The 19911-nt window shown below is 68.1% G+C and carries 14 protein-coding genes; 6 read left to right on the top strand and 8 right to left on the bottom strand.

The annotated features are described in order from the left end of the window. Positions 1–49: 49 nt before the first annotated feature. The 4 genes from KEG38_RS40985 to KEG38_RS40970 are packed head-to-tail and all read left to right on the top strand — an operon-like array spanning position 50 to position 5876. Entirely contained in the window at positions 50–1702 is a 1653-nt protein-coding gene (locus tag KEG38_RS40985; protein ID WP_272425952.1) for a CotH kinase family protein, read from the top strand. A 48-nt stretch (positions 1703–1750) separates the two neighbouring features. After that, the gene (locus KEG38_RS40980) at positions 1751–2431 is read left to right on the top strand and encodes a DUF4956 domain-containing protein (RefSeq protein WP_272425950.1); all 681 of its coding nucleotides are present in this window, start codon (positions 1751–1753) and stop codon (positions 2429–2431) included. A gap of 2 nt (positions 2432–2433) precedes the next feature. After that, positions 2434–4455, top strand: a complete 2022-nt coding sequence (locus KEG38_RS40975; protein ID WP_272425948.1) for a biotin/lipoyl-binding protein — start codon at positions 2434–2436, stop codon at positions 4453–4455. Beyond that, positions 4443–5876, top strand: coding sequence for a TolC family protein (locus KEG38_RS40970; protein WP_272425946.1), 1434 nt, complete (start codon positions 4443–4445; stop codon positions 5874–5876). The genes KEG38_RS40975 and KEG38_RS40970 overlap by 13 nt, the downstream gene beginning before the upstream one ends. A gap of 375 nt (positions 5877–6251) precedes the next feature. On the opposite strand, the gene KEG38_RS40965 is transcribed toward KEG38_RS40970, so the two are convergent. The 4 genes from KEG38_RS40965 to KEG38_RS40950 are packed head-to-tail and all read right to left on the bottom strand — an operon-like array spanning position 6252 to position 10268. Continuing rightward, positions 6252–7007 carry a polyphosphate polymerase domain-containing protein gene (locus KEG38_RS40965; protein WP_272425944.1) on the bottom strand — a complete coding sequence of 252 codons (756 nt, stop codon included), beginning with the start codon at positions 7005–7007 and terminating at the stop codon, positions 6252–6254. 13 nt (positions 7008–7020) lie between these two features. After that, positions 7021–8151 (bottom strand): CotH kinase family protein, encoded by a 1131-nt coding sequence (locus KEG38_RS40960; RefSeq protein ID WP_272425942.1) that lies wholly within the window; start codon positions 8149–8151, stop codon positions 7021–7023. 35 nt (positions 8152–8186) lie between these two features. Beyond that, positions 8187–9551, bottom strand: a complete 1365-nt coding sequence (locus tag KEG38_RS40955) for a sensor histidine kinase (protein ID WP_272425940.1) — start codon at positions 9549–9551, stop codon at positions 8187–8189. Positions 9552–9554: 3 nt separating this feature from the next. Then, positions 9555–10268: a response regulator transcription factor gene (locus KEG38_RS40950; RefSeq protein ID WP_272425938.1), complete on the bottom strand. Its 714-nt coding sequence runs from the start codon at positions 10266–10268 to the stop codon at positions 9555–9557. A 295-nt stretch (positions 10269–10563) separates the two neighbouring features. Here KEG38_RS40950 and KEG38_RS40945 point away from each other — a divergent pair, with 295 nt between their 5' ends. Then, positions 10564–14067, top strand: coding sequence for a hypothetical protein (locus KEG38_RS40945; protein ID WP_272425936.1), 3504 nt, complete (start codon positions 10564–10566; stop codon positions 14065–14067). A gap of 56 nt (positions 14068–14123) precedes the next feature. Here the strand turns inward: KEG38_RS40945 and KEG38_RS40940 are convergent, their stop codons facing one another. Together KEG38_RS40940 and KEG38_RS40935 are read right to left on the bottom strand one after the other, a co-directional pair. Beyond that, positions 14124–14609 carry a hypothetical protein gene (locus KEG38_RS40940; RefSeq protein ID WP_272425935.1) on the bottom strand — a complete coding sequence of 162 codons (486 nt, stop codon included), beginning with the start codon at positions 14607–14609 and terminating at the stop codon, positions 14124–14126. A 144-nt stretch (positions 14610–14753) separates the two neighbouring features. Beyond that, positions 14754–15209, bottom strand: coding sequence for a hypothetical protein (locus KEG38_RS40935; protein ID WP_272425933.1), 456 nt, complete (start codon positions 15207–15209; stop codon positions 14754–14756). A gap of 218 nt (positions 15210–15427) precedes the next feature. On the opposite strand from KEG38_RS40935, the gene KEG38_RS40930 reads away from it, so the two are divergent. Next, a complete protein-coding gene (locus KEG38_RS40930) occupies positions 15428–17314 on the top strand; it encodes a serine hydrolase domain-containing protein (protein WP_272425932.1) in 1887 nt (628 codons plus the stop codon). A 28-nt stretch (positions 17315–17342) separates the two neighbouring features. Here KEG38_RS40930 and KEG38_RS40925 read toward each other — a convergent pair whose 3' ends face one another. Together KEG38_RS40925 and KEG38_RS40920 are read right to left on the bottom strand one after the other, a co-directional pair. Continuing rightward, a complete protein-coding gene (locus tag KEG38_RS40925; RefSeq protein ID WP_272425930.1) occupies positions 17343–19517 on the bottom strand; it encodes an RCC1 domain-containing protein in 2175 nt (724 codons plus the stop codon). Positions 19518–19603: 86 nt separating this feature from the next. Then, positions 19604–19911: MYXO-CTERM sorting domain-containing protein (locus tag KEG38_RS40920; protein WP_272425929.1), on the bottom strand; the 308-nt coding region annotated here is incomplete at its 5' end.

Raw genomic sequence — 19911 nt, 5'->3', positions numbered from 1 at the left:
GCAGTCCCGACATACAGTCGACTCGAACCTTGAACTTGGGGAGTGACTGATGAAAATGCGGTTCCTGCATGTTGTGCTGCCGTTCGCTTCGCTTTTGACCTTGGCGATCCAGGGCTGCGGTTCCTCCGATCCCAGCGCCGAGACGGGCGCGGGCGCGGGGGGAAGCGGCGGATCGGGCGGCAGCGCCGGCGAGGGCGGCGGCGGAAACGGCGGAAGCGGCGGCGAGGGCGGCAGCGGTTCGGAGGATCCCGATTACGCGGCCGCCTTCCCGCAGGATCGGGTTCCTCGCATCGACATCACCATTTCGCCTGAGAACTGGCAGGCGATGGTCGCCGACATGACCGACATGCTCGGCACGTTCGGCGAAGGCATGGGCGGCCCGGGTGGGCCGGGCGGGCCCGGCGGCGGCGGACCGCCGCCGGAGCTCGCCGAGGCTTGTAATGGCCTCGCGGCCGGCGATGCTTGCACGGTCACGCTCAATGGCGTCGAGTCCCAGGGGACGTGCACGGATGCCATGGGCACCCTGCTCTGCTTCCCGGAGGGCGGCCCCGGCGGCCCCGGCGGCCCGGGCGGGCCGGGTGGCGAAGGCGGTGTCGATCTGCTCCCCCGCACGCCCATCTATGTCGAGTGTGACGTCAAGACCGAGGATCGGAGCTGGCAGCACGTCGGCATTCGCTTCAAGGGCAATTCGAGCCTGGCCATGACCTGGAGCCAGGGCATCTGGAAGCTGCCGCTGCGCTTCAACTGGGACAAGTACGAGGACACGTACCCGGAGACGAAGAACCAGCGGTTCTACGGGTTCGATGCGCTGAGCTTCTCGAACTCCGCGAGCGATTCCTCGCTCCTGCGCGACAAGATCGGCACCGAGGTCTTCGTGAACGCGGGGATCCCGGCGCCCGCGACCGCGTTTTACCGCGTGTTCATCGATCACGGCGAGGGCCTGAAATACTTCGGGCTGTATACGGGAATCGAGCTGCCCTCGGACGAATCGTTCATGGACACGCATTTCGGCGGCCACAAGGGCAACATGTACAAGCCCGACGGCGCAGGCGCGCGGTGGCAGACCTGGGACCCCGACACGCTCGGCAAGGAAAACAACGAGGACGAGGCCGATTTTTCGGACGCGCAGGCGCTCTTCGACGCGCTGCACGCCGACAAGACCGACGCCGCGGCCTTTCGCGCCGGCCTCGAAGCCCGGCTCGACGTCGATGGTTTCTTGCATTGGCTCGCGCTGAACGCGGTGATCGAGGACTGGGATCAGTACGGCCGCATGCCGCACAATTATTACATGTACGCGGATCCCGAGAAGGACGCGCAGTTCACGTGGATCCCCTGGGACCACAGCTTCGCGTTCCCCGCCGCGTCGGGCGGAGGGTTCGGCGGGCAGGCCATGTCGCTCGGGATGGCCGAGATCACCGATCAATGGCCGCTCATCCGGTACCTCCTCGACGATCCGGTGTACCTCGAGAAGTATCGCGGCTACGTCGCGCTCGCGGTCGAGAAGGATTACGAGGCCGCGAGCATGGAGACGCGATTCAAGGCCGCCCACGATCTCATCGCGCCGTACGTCGTCGGCGCGGAGGGCGAGCAGCCGGGGTATACGTTCCTCGCGTCGCCCGCCGCGTTCGACGAGGGCCTCGCCGGCGTGATCGCCCACGCGAAGGAGCGGCCGGTCGACGTGGCCGCGTACCTCGGACCGTGACCACCTGAAACCTCTCGCCCACGATTGCCACGAGGAACACGCCGCATCATGGAATGGCTCGAACCGCTCACTCAGGGGGATGCATTCGAATGGCGCAAGGCACTCGTCTCCCTCCTGCTCGCCTTCGGGCTGGGCCAGGCCATCGCGGTCGTGTACATGGCGACCTTCCGCGGCCTCTCGTATTCGCGGTCCACGGTGCACGGAATGGCCATGGGCAGCGTGATCACGTGCATGCTGATGCTCGCCGTGGGCAGCAGCATCGCCGCGGGGATCGGCATGGCGGGGGGGCTCTCGGCGGTCCGGTTCCGCACCTCGCTGCGTGATCCGCGCGATATCATCTTCATCTTCGCGGCCCTGGGCGTCGGGATGGCGACCGGCGCCCAGGCGCACGGCGCGGCGATCCTGGGCACGATCATCTTCGCGATCGGATTCGTGCTGCTTCATTTCACCGGGTATGGCGCACGCCATCAGCCGGATGGGCTCCTCCGCTTCGCGGCGCCTTCGGGGCCGGAGGCGGAGGAGGCCATCATGAAGATCCTGAGGACACATTGCAGGTCCTTCGCGCTCGTCACGCTGCGCGAGGCAGCGCAAGGGACGATCATGGAGCATGCGTACCAGATCAGCGTCCGTACGCCGGATCTGCGCTCGCCGCTCGTCTCGAACCTGAAGTCCATTCCGGGGGTGCAGGACGTCGCCTTGCTGCTGCAGGAGCCGACGCTGGATCTGTAGCCATGAAATCGACGAAGACCCTCCATCGAATGCAAGCGGCCCTCCAGCGTTTCGCGCCCGGGATTTGCCTCGTGGGCACGCTCGGCGCCGCGGCGGGGCTGCACTTTGGCGGCGGCGCGCACGGGCACGTCGTGGGGTTCGCCGAAGCGACACCAGAGGCCATCGCGCCGACGGAGATCGCCAAGGTCGCGGCGGTTCACGTGCGTGTCGGCGACGAGGTCACGCCGGGGCAGATCGTCGCGGAGCTCGACACGTCCGCGATCGACGCGGAGATCGCCGTCGCGGAGGCGGAGAAGACGCGGCTCGAGGCGGACGTGCGCGCCGCGGAAGCCGAGATGTTGCAGAAGCTCGACGCGGACCTCGCGTCCCTCGAGCGCGAGGCGGCAAAGCAACGCGAGGAACACCTCCAGGTGACCGCCGAGGCGAAGGTGCTGGACGGCGAAATGGCGCGGGTGAAGCAGCTCGTGGAGGACCGACAGGTGGTCTTCGAGGAGCTCGCCAAGGTCGACCTGCAACGCGCCGCAGCCGCGGCGCTCGCCGCGGAGAAGCCGCGGACCTTGAAGCTTTTGGCGAAGCAGATCCAGACGGCCGAAGCGCGGCGCAAGGCGGCAAAGCAGGAGGACTCCGCGACCGCGGAGAAGCTCGCCGCGGACGTGCGTTTCGCCGAGCGAACCATCGAGCTCTTGAAGCAAAGGCGCGCGGGGTACGCGCTCCGCGCGACGCGGCGCGGGCGCGTGGCGACGGTCCTGAAGCAGCCCGGCGAGGTCGCCGTGGCCGGGGATCCGGTCCTCAATATCGTGAGCGGCGGCGCGCGCGTGGTCACGTGCGTCCCGGAGCGCGTCTCCCTCGGCTTGCGCGAAGGCGACGGCGCGAAACTATGGATTCGAGGGCAAGCGAGCGGCCCGCTGCAGGGAAAAACCATCGCGCTCGGCCCGCTCGTGGCGGAGCTCCCCATGCGCTGCTGGAACTCGCCCAAGGTCCCGATGTGGGGACGCGAAATCACGGTCGAGCTCGACGCCCCTCTCGACGTCGTCGCGGGTCAAGCCTTCGATGTCGTATTCGAGCCATCCTCGGCGCCGCCCGCATCCGGTGCACCTCCGGCGATCACGAATTCCCTCCCGGCGAGCGTGCTCCCGATCAAGCTTCCGGACGTGCTGGCGAAACGGACGCGATTCGAGCCGTCCGGGGTCCTCTCGCGTGAGGCCGAAGGTCGTTATCTCGTCGTCAGTGACGATACGGGCCAGAAGGACACGGAGGGCGTGCCCTGGGTCTTTGGAATGTCCAAGGACGGCGCAATCGAGCCGGAGCCTTTGCAGGTGGACGGCATCGACGAGCTCTCGGACGTCGAGGCGATTGCCGTCGGCGATGCGGGCGAGATTTACCTCTTGTCGTCGCAGAGCTACAGCAAGCGGGGAAAACGGAAGCCCGCGCGGACGGCACTCTTGCGCCTCCGGAAGGAGGGACGAGGCTTCCGTGTCGACGGGGAGGCCCATATCGCAGAATTGCTCGACGCGGACCCCGCGCAGGCCGCGGCGCTCGGGCTTCCGAATGGAACACGAGCGCTCGACATCGAGGGGCTCGCCTACCGAGGAGGCTCTCTTTACTTCGGCCTCAAGGCTCCTCTCGATGCGCAAGGCAATGCCATGATCTGGCAGGTCACCGCGCCGAGCGCGCTTTTCGCGTCGAAGCCCCTGGCGAACGCCGGCGCCTCGCTCTGGGCGCGCGTCCGCGTCGACGTGGAGTTCGCGGGCAAACCCACGCCGGGCGGCATTTCCGATCTTTTGTTCCTGCCCGACGGCAGCCTCGCCATTTCGTCGACGCCCTCGACGGCGGACGGCGACGCCGGGGCGCTCTGGCGTATCGAGGCGCCGGCGTCCGGCGCGCTCACGCCGGTCCTCGTGAAGCGGTTTCCGGGGCTCAAACCGGAGGGCATCACGCCGTCGCTCTCCGCGGGCAAACTCATGGTCGTCTTCGATACGGGCAGTTCCGTCCCGTCATTCGAGGAGGTGCCGTGGGCACGGTGAAAACGTTCGCAGCCCTGCTCCCCGCAGCGCTGCTCCCGGCGCTCGCAGGTTGCTCCGTTCCGCTGCAAATGTCGGGCTCCGAGCGCGCGATCGCCATGTATCGCGAGAGCCTCGGGCCCCGGGGGTCGCTCTCCGTCCGCCACGACGAATCCACGCGCCGAGATGCGGCGCGGCACCAAACGAGCACGCCCGACGCGGCACCCCGCGTGCTCACCGTCGAGGACGCGGTCGTGCTGGCCAAGAAAAACAGCGCGCAACTCTCGGCACTCGAAGCGGGCGCTGCCACGGCCGAGGCGGGCATCGCCGCGGCGAACAAGCACACGAATCCGGAGCTCCGGATCTCGCAGATCCGTCTCAATCAATTCGTCGAGGGCGAGCCGCAGATCCGCACGGCGGTTCGTTTTTCGCCCGATCGGCCAGGAGACGTGGACGCGGAGGTCGCGGAGGCGCGCGCCGAGCAGGCCGAGGCGCAGGCCGAGGCGCGCGCCGAGGAGATCACAATCGAGGCCGATGTCCGCTGGCTCTTCGACGACGTCGCGCTGATTGACGCGGAGATCGCCGCAGCGCGTGCGGTCGCCGAGGCAAGAAGGGCCCTCGCGGCGCAAATGAAAAACCGTCTCGCCGCAGCGGAAGCGACGTCGATCGACGAGGCCATGGCCGAGCTCGCAGCGGTCGAGGCCGAATCGGATCTGGCCGAGCAACAGGCGCACCGGCGCGAGGTGCTCGGCGAATTGCTCGATCGGATCGGCCTCGAACCCGGGGCATCCGTGGAGGTCGTCGGCGAGCCGCCACTCGCGTGGCCTCCCCCGGATCTCCCTTCGGAGCAGGCCCTCATCGAAGAAGCGCTCCGGCGCAGGCCCGAGGTCGCCATTGCAGCCGCGCGGATCGACGCGGCCGACGCCCGCGCATACGCCGAGCGCGCGCGGCGTTTTCCATGGTTTTCGTTCGTCGAGCTCGGATATCAATTCACGCCGGGCACGCCGGCCACGCCAGGCACGCTGACGGGCCTCGCCTGGACGTTCCAGGCCGGCGTGGAGCTGCCCATTTTCGACACGAATCGCGCAGGCGCCGCCGCCGCCGGCGCGGCGAAGACCTCGTCCGAGCGCGCCCTCGCCGGCGAGGTCGAGCAGGTCGCCCGCGAGGTGCGCGCGCGCCTGCGCGAAGCCGAGGCCTCACGCGCACTCGTCACCGAATTCCGCACCCGCGCCCTCCCCGCGGCCGCGCAAGCCGGGACCGCGTCGAAACGAGCACTCGAAGGCCGCAACGTCGACGTCGTCGAGGCACTCTCCGTCGACGCGCAACGCGTCAAAGTCGAGCTCCGCCTCCTCGCACTCGTGCGCCGTTATCGCACCGCCGTCTCCGAGCTCCGGCGCGCCGTCGGCGGCCACTTCCCGGCCGCCGCCTCCCGCGGCGCCAGGTGACGCTGAGCTGGGGCGTTGCCCCAGGCCCCACCCGGGGTTGTCCACCCCGGGACCCGGACCAGCGCAAGCGCTGGACTCGTGGTCGATGAACTGCGCGATGCGCAGTTCATCGAACAGGCCGAGTCAAGACTGGCGGCGAGCCTGCCAGCCAAAACAGCAGCGCTGACGTCTCGACCCATGACGCCGACAGCGCGAAACGAACCTTCACGGTCTTGCCACTGGCCCTTGGAAGAACTGCGCACCGCGCAGTTCTTCCACCAAAGGTCCAGGGCTTGCCCTGGTTCGGGTCGAGGGGCGAACAGCCCCCGCGGGGCCCGGGGCAGCGCCCCGGCGCAACGGTTGCCCGACGAGCCCCCTGCGCGGCGCCAGGTAACGTCAGCCGGGAATGCGCGCATCTGGGAGCGTCAGCTCCGCGGTCACTCCATAACAATACTTCGAGAAGGAATAGCGGATCAGGTCGAGCCGCTGGACGAGCGAGACCATCCACCGGGGCGGGCGCCGCTCGAATTTGAGCTCGAGGACGCACACGGGCTCCTCGGTCCGCGTCTGTGCCCGGTGATCGATCGACCGCCACCGCCCCGGGATGGCTTCGAGATCGAGTGATTCTTGCGGCTGCACCGCGATCTTTCGATCGAACGTGAGCCGCGCGTACGTGTCGATCTCGCTGATGTAGGCCTCGCGCTCGTATTCGACGAGCAGCACCGGGTGAATGTGGTGCCGGTGATATGGCGCGAGGAACCGCATCGCCCCCGACCGCGCGCCGGGCGAGAGCGCGGCGAGCGCGGATTCCTTGCCGGCGAGCACGTCCCGCCACGCGGCTGCGGGCATGGCGGCGCGCGTCTTGACGATGACGTCGAGCACGCGCCGCTTCACCTCCAGAAAAACTGGGCTCTCCTTGCTCGCGGGGTAACAGCGGGCCCGCAGCTTGAATCGATCGGGCTGCTCCCGCTCGTTGGCCCAGAAGAGGTCGTAGCGGTCCGTATCGAAGTACAGCGATCGAATGCGGTACGTCCCGTCGGGCCCGGCGTACTTGTCGATCTTCGACGTCGCGCGCGCCGTCGCGCGGACGGCCGGGACGAGACCTTCCGGGACCAGGTATTTGTACTCGTAACGCTCGATGATGTTGTCCACGGCGCGCCTCGTTTCAGGGCGTGGGGGCGATCTTGTCGCTGCGCACGGTCACGATGTTGCGGAGTTCGGGGATGCTCGCGTCGAAATCGGCGAGATCCTTCTTCGTCTGTTCCCCCGAACTGGCCGTGTGCAGCACCGCGGCTGCCTGATTGATGGCCGCCTGCATGGAGTTCTCGTCCCACGCGGTGCGAGCGAGCTCGGTGAGCTCTGCGTGAAACTCCATGTCGAGTGCCTCGATCGCGCGGATCCGGAGCGGCAGCTTGGTCACGGGCGTGGTCTCGGGGTCGAATGCCGGATCGTCGAGGATGCGATCCATTCCATGGGGCATGAACACGAGGAGCCCGGTGGCGGGGGTGTTGTAGATGTAATGGTTGTTCGCCCGGAACGCGAAGCCGTCCCAGTGGCCGAGCAGCGCTTCGAGCGCGTAGCTCTTCATGAACCGGCCGAGATCGAGCCGCTTTTCGAGCGCGTCGGCGAACTCCGCGTCGGGCGTGTCCTGGATGATCTGGGCGAGTGCGACGAGATCGTCCCGGGTCCTGCCGTCCTTTTTTTCGTCCTCGAGCTCCATGTGATCGATGTCGTCGACGAAATCGCCGCAGCAGGGGCCCTCGTACAGGTTGCCCTCGGCATACTCTTCGCCGAAGTGGCTCCGGAGGAAATCCTTGTCGATGGCCTCGACCACCACGTAGATCCCCTTGTCCACGCCGTTCAGCGTCACCTGCGCGTGCGCGACGCGCGCGGCGGGGATGCCGGCGCGCAGGTGCACGTCCGAGCCGAGCCGGCTGCGCAGAAAGCTGGGATCCTGCTTCGAGCTGTTCAGCAGGAGCTTGTTCAGCCCGTAGAGCTTCGCCTGCTCGTCGAACTCGTCGAACTTTACGGAAAAGCTCGGCTTGTCGTCGAGATCCACGAGCGTATTGCCCTTCTGTCGGATGCCGGACCCCGCGACGAGCTCGCCGTCGTAGACGATGTCGCAAGGCACGCGCTCGTCGAGATTGTTCCCGAGCGTGTCGAGGTGCGTCGAAGCGACCGTGATCTCGACCTTGTGGAGCTTGGCCGGGTCGAAGATCGACGCCACGGGATCCTCGGCGGTGCACCCCGTGAAAGCCGATGTGAAGAGGAGGATCGAAGCGAGACGGAATCGCATGCCTGCGAGCGTACGAGATTCGTGTTAACGGAGTGTTAAGCCGACGGAAGATGTGCAATCGGGAGCCGCACGCATGCGCGGGTGCCCTCGTTCGGCGCGCTCACGAGCTCGATCTTGCCGCCGTGGGCGTCGATGATCCGCTTCGCGAGCGGGAGCCCGAGGCCGAGGCCCCCGGTCGCGCGGGTGCGGCTCTTGTCGACCCGGAAGAACGGTCGAAACACGCGCGAGAGGTCCGCCGCCGCAATCCCGATGCCCTTGTCGATCACCTCGACCGTGATGTCCTCGCCGGCGCGCGCGACGAGCTCGACCGGCTCCGAGGCCTTGTCCGTGTACTTGTGGGCATTCTCGAGCAGGTTGTCGAAGACCCGCCGCAAGAGCACGGGATCCGCGTCCACCGAGGGCAAATCCGCGGGCACGTCGACCCTGAGCGACCGCTGGGGGTGCGCCGTGCGGAAACGCGACGCGGCATGCGTGAGCAATTCATGGACGTCGACGCGCTCGCGACGCAGCGGAGGAATGCCGGCGTGTGATTCCACATCCTCGAGATCGAGCCGCGCGGCCGTGAGGACGTCCGAGATGAGCCGCTCGAGCTCGTCGAGATCCCCGGCAATCTCGCCGAGCATCTCCCGCGCGACGGCGACGTCGCCCTCCGCCTCGGAGACGAGCGCGAGGGCCATTCGAATGCGCGAGAGCGGCGTGCGCAGCTCGTGCGAGACGTTCGCGAGCAGCTCCCGTTCGGCCCGCAAAAGCTCGGTCACGCGCTCGGCCATCTCGTCGAACGCGCGCGAGACGTCGCCGAGCTCGTCGCGGTTCGGCAGTGCGGCGCGGGCCTTCAGATCACCGCCGCCGAACGCGCGCGCCGCGGAAGACAGGCGGCGCAGCGGCCGCGTGAGCGTGCGCGCGAGCAGCCACGACGAGATCCCCACGACCACGAGGACCATCGCGACCAGGCGGGGCCCGGTGATGGGTGGTCCCGGCGGCGGTCGAAATGGGGCGAGTTGCTCGATGCGCCCTTCGCGGCCATCGGGAAAACGCACGAGCTTCACGTGACAAGGCGGAGGCCGATCCTCGAGGAATTTTCCCGGCCTCGGCGGCATACAGCGGGGCGGCGCGCCGGGCGCGTTCGTCGCGAAGACGGCGCCGTCCGGATCCATCACGGTGACCGTGGCGTGCAGCTCGGTCTGCATGAGATCGAGCACGCCCTGGAGCTCGCGCGGGTTATCCATCTCCCGCGTGATCATCGCGTGAAAGAAGCGAACCTGGTGCTCGTGGGGGAACCCCTTGGGCCGGTTGAGCTCGAGGATGGCGATGAAGCCCGCCGCGACCACCGCGAATTGCGCGAGGCCCACGAGGTAGATGCGGAGGGCCAGGCGCGTGCGCAGGACGTCACGGAGGGCCATGGCTCACATCCGGTCGATCGCGAACACGTATCCGATGCCGCGCACGGTCTTGATGATCCGGGGGTTTTTCGGGTCGTCGCCGAGCTTCTTCCGGAGGTGCGAGACGTGCACGTCGATCGAACGATCAAAGGCCTCGTCCGCGCTGCCGCGCACGAGATCCACGAGCTGCTCGCGCGTGAGCACGCGCCCAGCCCGCTCGGCGAGGGCGTGCAGGAGGTCGAACTCGTAGGTCGTGAGCGCGAGCTCCATCCCGCCGAAGATGGCCCGGCGAGCGCAAGGGTCGATGGTGAGGGAGCCGGCGACGATCTGGCGCTCGGCCGGAGGACCCGCGAGGCCGCGGGCGCGGCGCGCGTGCGCTCGGATGCGCGCAAGGAGCTCGCGCGCGGAAAAGGGTTTGGGCAGGTAGTCGTCTGCGCCGCCTTCGAGGCCCATCACGCGATCGGCCTCTTCGCCGCGCGCGGTGACCATGATGATCGGGGTGTGGACGCGGGCCCGGAGGCGCTGGCAGACCTCGAAGCCGTCGATCTCGGGGAGCATGAGGTCGAGGAGGACGACGTCGGGGTGCTCGCGCAGGACAGCGGCGATCCCTTCGCGGGGATCGGTCGCCAGCGTGACGCGGACGTTGTGGGACTCCAGGTATCGCGCCGTGAGTCGCGCGAGCTTCTCGTCGTCCTCGATGAACACGATCGAGGTCGAGGTCCTCTCCACGGGCATCATCGGCGCAGACTACCACCCGCGCCGCGGGCGGAGTGCGTCGCTAACAGTTGCTTAACATGAGGCGGACGAACGGGCGGGAGCCCGTCCCGCGCAATCCCTGCTGATCGCGGAAGCACCATGGTGCTCGTCCGTACCGACGTGTAGCATCGTGAAAGTCTGGCGTGATGCGGCTCGGCCGCGTCACGCCCATTTCCTTGCAAGCCCACCGTAGGGCCTTCGGACACGCCCGATGACCGCACGCTCGACGAGAAAGGAAGAAGTCTTGATGAACGATTGCTCTGGGATGCATCGGCCGATGAGGCCTCCACGCGCCGCACGGCTCGCTTACGGCGCGTTGCTTCTCCTCGGCGCCGCCGCCGCCCTCGCCGTCGGGGCGACGTCGGCGCGCGCGCCCTCGCCCGCCGCGCTGGGTTCGCCGTCGCCGCTCCTCCCCGCCTTCCGCGGCGGCGAGGGCGTATGGACCGCAGGGGGTGACCGTTATGCCGTGCGCGCCTCCACGGAAGCATTCGAGCTCGCGCCCCTCGCCGACGGAAGGGCAAACACCCCCGCCGCGCGCCCGTCGCCGCTCCGTATCGAAACGACGGACGTCACGCGCGGCAGCCGCTCGCTCGGCCAGGCCGCGTCCGCCTCAAAATCGGCCGTCGACGCGGGCGGCGAGCTGGTCATCGACCGGGGAGAGGTCGCGCAACACCTACGGCCCATGCCGGAGGGCGTGGAGCTGAGTTACACGTTCCCCGCGCGCCCCGAGGGCGAAGGAGACGTCACCGTTCGCCTCCGGGTCTCCGGCCAGGCGTATGCGGGCGAAGGCGCGGCAGGGCATCGCTTCGCGGATCGCGAAACCGGGCTCGGCGCCCGGGTCGGGCATGCGACCTGGATCGACGCCCGCGGCGCCCGCGCCGACGTGCCCGTGCGCGCCGTGCCCGGGGGCCTCGAAATGCGCGTCGCGGCGAACCTCGTGGAGACGTCCGCCTACCCGGCCGTGCTCGACCCGCTCATTTCACCCGAGACGGGCACGGATACCCCCCTCTTTGGCCCGGCCGGCTTCGCCGAGGATTCGACCTCGGTGGCCTTCGACGGCACGCAGCACCTCGCCGTCTGGTACGACGGCCGCGGCGCGCCGGCGAGGATTTACGGCGCGCGTATCATGCCCGACGGCACGGTTCTCGATCCGTACGGGCTCGGTCTCGCGACGGGGAGCGAGCCACGCGTCGCGGTGGGCGGAGGCGTGTTTCTCGTCGCTTTCCTGAACGGCAGCGAGCTCCAGGCCGTGCGGGTGGATCCGAGCGGCGCTGTGCTCGACCCGACCCCGATCACGATTGGCGGCGTCGGCTCCGCAGGCCGGGGATTTTCCGTTGCCTATGCGGCGGGGCAGTTCGTCGTGGCCTGGTCGAGCACCGATGCCCCGGCCGGCCTCCGCCACGCGCGAATCACACCCGCCGGCGCCGTCCTCGATCCGGGCGGCATCGCCTCCATCGCGGGCCCGTCCTGGAGTTTCAGCGGGCTCGGGCTCGCTTCTGCGGGCGCCGACACGCTGATGGTCTGGCATTCGAACGGCAATCTCCGCGGCGCGCGTATCGACGCCCAGGGGGCCGTGCTCGACCCGGGCGGCGTCGACCTCGCGCCCACGCTGGCCGATTACACGGGCGACGAGTTCATCAGCGCGCCGGCCGTGGTCTTCGATGGGACGAACTATCTCGTCGCGTGGGAGACGGCCTGGACCCAGAGGACATTTCATACGGTCCGCGTGTCGGCCGCGGCCGTGCCGCTCGGGGCACCGGCCACGCTCGCGAGCGCCGATGTCGGCTACGAAGAGCTCATTCGTGTCGCCCTCCTGAAGACGAGCGCCGGGTTCCTCATGGCGTCGAGCAACAGGTGGGAGGTGGAGCTCGTCGAATCGGGCGGAACGCTGAGGCTCCTTCGGCTGGACGCGCAGGGAGGCTTTTTGGATCCGGCGCCGAGCATCCTCACGACGGCGGGCAGGGACGTGGCCATTACGTCCGATGGAACGAACGCGTTTCTCGCCTGGTCCGCGTTTGCGGGGAACGACTATGGCGCGCCCGACTCCGCCGACGTCGTGGGGGCGCGCTACGGGATGGATGGAACGCAGATCGATGCGACGCCGATCCTGATCTCGGCGAGCGCAAACAGCCAGACGGACGTATCGCTTGCCTGGAATGGGCAGAATTACCTCGTCGCCTGGGAAGACGATCGCGACTACGCGGCGCCTGGCTCCATGGACATCCTTGCGACGCGTATTTCTCCCGCTGGGCAGGCGCTCGACATGTCGGGGCTGCCGCTGGCCATAGGCCCGCTCCATCAGCGTGATCCACGCGTGATCTCGGACGGGCAGTCGACCCTTCTCGTGTGGTCTGCGTTCGACCGCCAGGCGGGGGCTCTGGAGGAGCAGAACTCGCTTCGAGCGGCGCGCGTGGACGGCCAGGGGATGTTGCTCGACAACCCGCCCATTCAACTCGGAGAATACCAGGTCGTCGCGGCGACGAAGGTCGCGGGCGACACGCTGCTCGTGCTTCAATATGCATTCGGCGGTCTCTACAGCGCCCGGATCCCCTTCCGCATCGATGCGCAAGGGAACGTCACCGAGCTCTCGGACCTGCCCTGGGGCTTCAGCGGCGCCCTCGCCTCCGACGGCACGAATGCCTTGTACGTCTGGGGTTCGGACCCGAATGGCACCGGATTCGGCAATGCGACGATCCTGCGCGCATCGCGCCTCGACGCGAACGCGACGATGATCGATCCGAGCGGCCTCACGGTCGCGAACCAGAACGAGATGCTTTGTGGTTTGAGCGTCGCGTTCGGCGGAGGCGTCTACCTGGTCACGTGGAGGGCCTTCGATCTCGCGACGAAGGTCACCCGCGAGCGCGCGGCGCGCGTCACGCCGGATGGAATGATCCTCGATTACCAGGGGCTTTTGCTCGACGAGCACCCGGACCCGTACGGCTACAATGGATGTGCCTTCAGTCACTGGGACCAGCGTCCGGCCGTGGCGTTCGACGGCAGCCTGTTCGTCGTCGCGCGGTTCGCGCCCGGGGCTTCCCCGCGGAATGACATCCTCCGGGGCGTGACCGTCGCTCCGGACGGGACGGTCAGCGCGCCGTTCGACATCTCGACCGAGCCTGGCATCGTCCAGCCCGTCGAGCTCGCCTCGCGCGGCGACGGGGAGACGCTGGCTGCATTCTCGCGGTTCGTGGAGGGCGCCCCCTACGATTCGATTCGCGTGCGGCTTTCGCGTATCACGACCTGCGGCGTTTGCCCGAGCGGCTTTTGCTCGGACGGCGTTTGCTGCGACACGGCATGCGGCGGCGGCGACACGACCGATTGCATGGCGTGCAGCGTGGCGGCCGGCGCGCCGGTCGATGGGGTCTGCGCCCCGCTCGACGGCACGACGTGCGGCGATGGGACGAACGTGTGCTCGGCGGGAACGTGCATGGAGCCGGTCGAGCCAGAGGACGCTGGGACGGACGGCGGCGAGGTGCCCGACGCGGGAATGGATGCCGGCGAGGTGCTCGACGCTGGGACGGATGCCGGCGAGGAGCCCGACGCGGGAACGGATGCCGGCGAGGTGCTCGACGCGGGAACCGGCTCCGATGCGGGTGAGGGCGGCGGCGGCCCGATCCCTGGCGGCGGCGGCGGGCCCATCCCTGACGGCGGCTGCAGCTACAGCGTAGAGGACGCGGAACGCTCGCCCTCTTCGCCGCTGCTTCTCCTGGGCGCGCTCGGGATCCTCTTGTCGGTCAAGCGGCGCGCGGGCGGCGCGCGGCGGTCCCACCCCACGAACTGAGCCTACACGGACGAGGCCCCGGGGAGCGCGCCCCGGGGCCGGAGCCGCGGGCTCCGTCAGAGAACGAAGCCGCAGGCCTTCAATGCGTCGCAGTCGCCGGCGCAAACCGCGCTCACGAGGCATTGCACGTCGGCTTCCTTGTAGCACTTGATGGTGGTGCCCATCTCGCAGTTGATGTTGCACTGCCCTTCATCGGTCGAGGCCATGCAGCTCACGGCGAGCTTGCAGGTGCTCCCGTCGGACGGGAACCCGCAGAGCGCGGCCGCGCCCGTGTACGTGAGGCACCCCATGTCGTTGTATTCGACGCCCGCCGGGATGGCGCAGGCGCTGCCGCCGCCGCTCCCGCCGGCGGCCGACCCGCCGCCGGTCGACGACCCGCCGCCCTGACCACCGGTGCCGCCGCCGCCATCGCTGCCGCCGCCGGAACCGCCACTCCCACCAGAACCGCCGGGGCCGGCGCCGCCGTCGCCACCGGTGTTGTCGTCGCTACACGCGGCCAACGAGACCGCACTAACCAGAAAGAGCAAGAAGAATGTACGCATTCCGTCCCCCTCGCATGAAGTGCCGGCGATGACAAGACCCAAAACGACCGCATGACGCGGAAAACACTACGGAAAGCGCGCGGGGGCCCTCGCCTCGGGACCGGATCGTGCGTGGTCAGCGCTGCCACATCCGGGTGATCCACGCTACGGCTCGCGTGGCAGTTTCTGGACGTCATTGGGGTCCGGAGAGGACCTGAGCTCCAGGGTATCCCCGAGGACGCGCATGCGAATCTGGTCGAGGTGAATCGTACCGCAGGCAGTCGGATCGATCGTGCAGATGTCAGCAATCCCCTCGCTTTCAGGTTCGCTCGCGCCGGCATCCGGCTCTTTCGGAGCAGGAACACCCGACACGCCGAGCTCCCCATTGCCCAATGGATGCCATCGGGCTCGCACCCTCTGGGTACCCCCGCAGGTCCACCACTCCAGCACGAACGTGTGGTCCGGCTTCAGCACCACGCGCGTTCCGACGTACTCGCCGTGCAAGGAATAGGAGCCCACGATCTCGTGCAGGGGCAAGTCACGCTTCACGCAATGCAACTGCATGGCCCCGGCCAGAGCCGACATGACGATCAGAAAACGGTTGGCCGTCCGCGCGTGCATGCGGCGAGGGTATCACGAAGAGGCGTCACGTGCGCATGACAGCGGGCTGTTACGGCCGCGTGACACCGTCACGGCCGCGTGACACCGACCCCTCCGTGTGAAGGAATTCGAGCCCTTGCGTCCGCGTCACGCCTCGGATTCGGATTGGCACGGCGCCTGCAATCTTCCCTGCGCAACGCTTCATCACGCGCACGAATTCGCTTCCGAGGACAAATATCATGAGAAAGAACCGGTCCGCCCTCGTCGCTTCGGGGTTGGGTAGCCTCGCGCTGCTCGTCGCCTCGAGCAGCCATGCCGCGCCGCCTCAGGTGCATCCCAACGCCATCGATCTCACGCCTCTCCTCGAAGACCACACGGTCGTCTCGCCGGGCACCCCCGGGACGGCGAACACCCCGGGGATGATCGCCGCGGTGATCGCGGGCAAGCACATCATCGCGAAGGGCAACGCTGGCTGGGCGAGGCTCGGCGCGGTCAATCCGGTCGCGATGCCTCACGACGCGGTCTTCAACATCGGATCCATCAGCAAGAGCATCACGGCGCTCGCGCTGTCGAAGCTCATCGAGTCCGGGGTCGTCATCTCGACCAACCCCACCGTGTACCTGTCCTGGGACACCCCGCTGTCGGACGCGCTGGACCTCGCGCCGGAATATTTTTACCGCTTCTTCGCGGACAACACCGACCGCGCGTACGTCACGCTCGGAGAGGTGGCCGCCCACCTCTCCGGGTACAATTGTCAGAGCACGCAGCTCTACGCGCACGACTTCCCGAACAACTGGCAGACCAAGACGCGCCCGCAGATCGTGCGAGAGTTCCTCATGGGCACCGTCACCCCCAATATCGGTGCGAGCCAGTACCCGAACGGCATGCTGGCCGATTGCGACGGGGACCCCGGCGAACCCGGCCAAGAGGACTACGAGAACCTGAACTTCTTGATCCTGCAGGCCGTCATCAACAGGTGGCTGCCCGCCGGCGTCCACGATTACACGGAGTACGTGAAGGAATATGTCGTCGAGCCGCACGGGATGGACGTCGGCTGGGCGTGGGGGAGGAGCGATATGCTGGCGGCTTCGGGGCTCGATTATTCGTCCGGCAACGCCTCCATCGACAATTACTGGAACGCCCACTTCTTCCCCGACCCCGTCTGGGCCTCCGGGCACCACTACCCCAGGTATTACAAATCGAATTGGGATGTGATTCCAGTCACCGCGGCCACGTACGGGGACGGTGATTCTCTGTACGACAACGCGAACGACAGCATCTCGACGGGAGCGGGTGGGCTCGCCTTCACGGTCTACGATTTCGCGCGGTATGCGACGCTCCTCCTTCGCGACCGATCTCCGGCCGTCCAGAGGGTGCTCCGGCGGGACTACGAAGATTACAACTACGGGTGGGGGTCGGTGTACATCTCGACCAGCCCACAGATCGTCGCCAAGCGCTACACCCACAACGGCGCGATTGGCCAGGGTTCCGTCATCTTCTCCTTCGCGCGGATCTGGTTCTCTCCGGAGCTCGATCTCGCCTACATCTCGTTCGCGAACGGAGGCGCACACCCCGGCACGGCCGTCGAGGACATCCAGGACGTCATGAAGAATGCGGTCGTCCCCGTGGACACGGGCGGGTGCGCGGATACCAACGACGTCAAGCACGTGCAGCGGTTCTACAACCAGAAGATGTTCGGCTGCGCGGGCTCGGTCACCTATTCCGAGGCGAGCACCCTGTGCAAGGCCGGCTATCACGTGTGCACGGCCGCCGAGTACGCGTCCTACAACCAGTATGGCACGGCCAGCGTGGAGAATGCCGAGGCTCCCATGGACCACTACTGGACCTCGACCAACCTGAAATACTCGGGCAGCGCGAGCGGCAACTGCTCCGCGTCGACCACGGCGACGTATGCCTGTCCGACGAACGAGCCGATGCGCGTCTGCTCGCCGACCGCCACGTATGACCTGACCGAGTCCGCCTACAGGGACACGCAGGGGAACTACTGCAACTGGATCAACTGCGGCTATGGCGGGAGCACCACGAACCGCTATTTCGGCGGCTGCAACGGCAACACCACGGCGGGCACCCTGTGCTGCGAGAACCAGATCAGCGCGCCGCAGTGAGCCCCTGCCCGGCGGCGTGACACCAGGATCAGCGGATCTCGAACGGCTCCGCGGTGCACACCATGGTGCCGTCGCCCAACTGCCCATACTCGTTGCTGCCGGCGCAAACGACGCCACCTGCCCGTGTGCGCCCGCAAAGCATCTTGTCCCCCCGCACGAGCTCCGTGATGTTGCTCATCCCGGCAACATCCTCCAGCTGATTGCGGCCGCCCAACTGGGGTTCTTCGCAGGCCACGCTGCCATTTCGGCGGAGCACACACACATGGCTGATCTTGTCCACGACCGCCACGACATCCGACCCGAAGCTCGTGACCTTGGTGGGAACGAAGGGGCGTTTGTCGTCGGCGTTTCTCGTCGCGCCCCAGGCAAAGACGGTCCCCTCCGGGGTCACGTCGTACATGGCGAACGGTCCAGCCGCGAGGGTGCCGCGCGTTCCGAGGTTCGGAACCGTGAGCGGCGTGTACGAGACCGTTCCCATGGCCGGCGAGCTTATCACCCCGCCGTAGTTCCAGCCCCAGCAACGCACGCGTCCGGCGCGGTCACGCATGCACGCGTGATTCCCTCCCACGACGAGTTGCGTTGCGTCACGCGCGGCTGTCCGCCGTGGCTCGCCTCCGTATTCCGGTGAAATGGGATAAAGATGCGACGAGCGCCAACAAGAAATCGCACCATCTTCGTGCTGGAAGCAGTAGGAGATGGAGCCGCCCACGATATCCACGACGTTGGTGAGCGAGGGAATCGGGCGGGGCTCCCGCACGGCGTTCAAGTTGCTCGTGCCGTCGAGCAATCCCCAGCAGGAGACCGTCTTGTCGGGTAGCAAAGCGCAGCACCGACGCCCCGCGCACGCGACATCCTGCGCGTTCGAGAGGCCACGCACCGGTACCGGCAGCGCGCGATCCGCCTGCGTCCCGTCGCCGAGCTGGCCGCTCGCGTTATCACCCCAGCAGAGCACGGCCCCATCGTCGCGGAGGGCACATAAAGAATGGTTGTCGGCCGTGAGTTGCCGGACGTTCGTGAGCCCTTTCACCGGCTGGGCGCTCTTGCCACGCCACGGCGAGTAGGCCGAGGTCAGATCGTACGTGCGCCGCTCCGGCTGACCGCCCCAGCAAACGAGCTTTCCGTCGCGGGTCACGGCGCACGCTCGGTCGAGCTCCACCGAGAGCGAGACCACGTCACGCAGCCCCGGAACCTCGATCGGTTGATCGGAGGCTCGCTCGGTTTGTTTCGTCGAGGAGGGTTGACCAAGCTGGTTGCAGTAGTTCAGGCCCCAGCAGCGTACACGCCCGTCCTCCCCGAGAGAGCATCCGTTCTGCCGCGCCAGCTCGATCTGCTTGGACCCTCGAAAAGAGCCCTCCTGCTTCTCGGCCTCCATCATCCACGAGGTCGCCCCGACCGGAGCACAACGCCAGTCGCCGCCCTGCCGGAGCTTCGCGCAGGCCCGCGTGCCTTCTTGATTCATGCGAATGTCATCCACGGCGCCCCAAGCTGCCGGCAAGGGCCAAGGCTCGGAGCGGTCGCGTCCCCAGGTGGCGCAGTCGGCCGTACCGGCTTCGGTGAGAAGGCAGCGCGTCAGGTCTCCGACGCGGATCTTGGGCACGGCGCCAAGCTTCTCGCGGTCCCGGTGAAGTCGTATCGTGCTATGACTTTCCTGCCCCCAGCACTCGACGGGCCCCTGCTCGGTGCGCACGCACGCGCGTGATGTTTCGATCTCGAGCGAGGTGACGCCGGTGAGCCCGTACAGCGCGACCGGCGTGCGCTGACAGAGGCGCGCCGGCTCCGGGGATTTGCCGCAGGTCTCCCGGACCCCTTGCACCGTCGAGAGGGACACGGACCAGTCGCCCCAGCACCATACGGTGCCGTCACGCTTGACCGCGCAGGTGCTGTCGCCGAAGGCGTGGAGCTCGCGCACGTCCCGCACGCCCTCGACGTCGCGGAGGGTGCTGGAGGGGGCGTCATCGCCGGTGCCGAGCTGGCCACGCGTGTTTTTGCCCCAGCAGCGGACACGGCCGTCGGTCATCCGCACGCACCCGTGCTCCTTGCCGAGCGTGACGTCGGCGATGATCGAGGGCGGCGTGGGAGCGGATGAATGCTCCGTGCCTGGCGGCAGGTTCGATGTCGCGGGGGTCGGCGCTGGAGAGCACGCCCAGACGGTCGGGAGGAGGAACGCGAGGACCCAAAAGCGCCCTGAATGCGTGGGGATCATCTTGAAGGGGCGGATGCCTAGCACGCTTGCCGAGCGCCGTACATCCGGCCGCCGTGGACGCGGGAGCGGTCCTACATGGCTCGCGGTCAGCGTCGCATACGGCGACGGCCTCGCGCGAGGGCGAGGAGGATTCCGGCCATGGGAAGGGCCACGGATTCCATGCCCGTGGAGGTGGAATCACCTGCCGCCGAGCACGTGCAGCCGCCCTCTTCGGTGGGGCCCGGCGTCGAAGGCGAACCACCGCCGCCGCCCGCGCCGCCGCTGCCACCCGCGCCGCCGCTGCCGCCCGCGCCGCCGCTACCGCCCGCGCCGCCGCTTCCGCCTGCGCCGCCGCTGCCGCCTGCGCCGCCGCTGCCGCCTGCGCCGCCGCTTCCGCCTGCGCCGCCGCTGCCGC

Source organism: Polyangium jinanense, from assembly GCF_028435265.1.
Taxonomy (GTDB): domain Bacteria; phylum Myxococcota_A; class Polyangia; order Polyangiales; family Polyangiaceae; genus Polyangium; species Polyangium jinanense.
The sequence above is the reverse complement of the archived record's forward strand: the minus strand, read 5'-3'. Positions and strand labels throughout refer to the sequence as shown.

Coding starts and splice junctions, on each gene's coding strand:
- KEG38_RS40955 (WP_272425940.1), bottom strand. CDS start 9,551: ATGGCCCTCCGTGACGTCCTGCGCACGCGCCTGGCCCTCCGCATCTAC.
- KEG38_RS40935 (WP_272425933.1), bottom strand. CDS start 15,209: ATGCACGCGCGGACGGCCAACCGTTTTCTGATCGTCATGTCGGCTCTG.
- KEG38_RS40945 (WP_272425936.1), top strand. CDS start 10,564: ATGAGGCCTCCACGCGCCGCACGGCTCGCTTACGGCGCGTTGCTTCTC.
- KEG38_RS40975 (WP_272425948.1), top strand. CDS start 2,434: ATGAAATCGACGAAGACCCTCCATCGAATGCAAGCGGCCCTCCAGCGT.
- KEG38_RS40985 (WP_272425952.1), top strand. CDS start 50: ATGAAAATGCGGTTCCTGCATGTTGTGCTGCCGTTCGCTTCGCTTTTG.
- KEG38_RS40960 (WP_272425942.1), bottom strand. CDS start 8,151: ATGCGATTCCGTCTCGCTTCGATCCTCCTCTTCACATCGGCTTTCACG.
- KEG38_RS40940 (WP_272425935.1), bottom strand. CDS start 14,609: ATGCGTACATTCTTCTTGCTCTTTCTGGTTAGTGCGGTCTCGTTGGCC.
- KEG38_RS40950 (WP_272425938.1), bottom strand. CDS start 10,268: ATGATGCCCGTGGAGAGGACCTCGACCTCGATCGTGTTCATCGAGGAC.
- KEG38_RS40930 (WP_272425932.1), top strand. CDS start 15,428: ATGAGAAAGAACCGGTCCGCCCTCGTCGCTTCGGGGTTGGGTAGCCTC.
- KEG38_RS40925 (WP_272425930.1), bottom strand. CDS start 19,517: ATGATCCCCACGCATTCAGGGCGCTTTTGGGTCCTCGCGTTCCTCCTC.
- KEG38_RS40980 (WP_272425950.1), top strand. CDS start 1,751: ATGGAATGGCTCGAACCGCTCACTCAGGGGGATGCATTCGAATGGCGC.